General features: G+C 74.3%; 1 protein-coding gene and 1 pseudogene. One reads left to right on the forward strand and one right to left on the reverse strand.

What is annotated here, in order from left to right:
• Nucleotides 1–234: hypothetical protein (locus JHD74_RS26345; protein ID WP_199063950.1), on the forward strand; the 234-nt coding region annotated here is incomplete at its 5' end.
• 10 nt (nt 235–244) lie between these two features.
• On the opposite strand, the pseudogene JHD74_RS27180 reads toward JHD74_RS26345, so the two are convergent.
• Nucleotides 245–295 (reverse strand): annotated as a pseudogene (locus tag JHD74_RS27180) (hypothetical protein); the annotation flags it as partial.
• Nucleotides 296–303: the final 8 nt, after the last annotated feature.

A 303-nucleotide genomic window follows, 5' to 3' on the forward strand; every position in this document is an offset into this window, starting at 1 on the left:
CCCCCCCCCCCCCCCCCCCCCCCCCCCCCCCCCCCCCCCCCCCCCCCCCCCCCCCCCCCCCCCCCCCCCCCCCCCCCCCCCCCCCCCCCCCCCCCCCCCCCCCCCCCCCCCCCCCCCCCCTTTAATGCTCCGGCGACCACCGAGATCTACACCCAGTTGGCATCGTCGGCAGCGTCAGATGTGTATAAGAGACAGGATTATGATCGCCGTTGCCCAGCGGGGCATCTGGCGTAAACGTCCAGTTGCCGTTCTCGTCAACCGTGGTGGTGCCCAGGGTATTGCCATTGTCGGTCACGGTGACCG

The organism is Serratia sp. ASV30 (genome assembly GCF_016428815.1).
Taxonomy (GTDB): Bacteria; Pseudomonadota; Gammaproteobacteria; order Enterobacterales; family Enterobacteriaceae; genus Chania; species Chania fonticola_C.